The organism is Streptococcus sp. 68 (assembly GCF_013277415.1).
Classification (GTDB): domain Bacteria; phylum Bacillota; class Bacilli; order Lactobacillales; family Streptococcaceae; genus Streptococcus.
On record NZ_VMMX01000022.1, the window covers coordinates 1 to 551 of the forward strand.

Here is a 551-nt window from a genome sequence, read left to right on the forward strand (position 1 = left end):
GTGAAGCGAATGAAGCATTTGAACATGGTGAAATTGAAGGTTATGTATTTGTAAGAACAGAAACTAAAGGTGATGTTGTAACTCACATCTTCAGAAAAGTGAGTCTAATTAGACCAACAGGTGACGGCCAACAGGGACCAGCTACGCCATCTACCGATACAAATCGTAGACCAGATACTGCTACCCCTGCTGAGGTGCCAGCTGCTCAACCGGCTGGACAACCAAGTCAAACAGTTGAAGTACCTGCTCAATTGCCGAATGAAGTTTCAGAAACTGATTCATCAGATTCTCAACCACAAGCAGTATTGCCAAATACTGGTACACAAGAAGACCGTGCTACCGGTGCATTAGGACTTCTATCTCTTCTTGGCGCATTTGGTTTGCTATTTGCCAAAAAGAAAAAAGACGATGAAGAGGAAGCTTAAATAGAGGATCTCATCTGATCCTTAGTAGCTTTCCCTACATAAAGTCTTTGTAAATCAAAAAGAACTAGAAACATCACTCATTTGTGAGAATTCTAGTTCTTTTTTCGTATTTCATAAACATTTCAT

The 551-nt window shown here is 40.3% G+C and carries 1 protein-coding gene; it reads left to right on the forward strand.

The annotated features are described in order from the left end of the window. Positions 1-425: LPXTG cell wall anchor domain-containing protein (locus HT720_RS10065; RefSeq protein WP_173276070.1), on the forward strand; the 425-nt coding region annotated here is incomplete at its 5' end. Between the last annotated feature and the right edge of the window lie 126 nt (positions 426-551).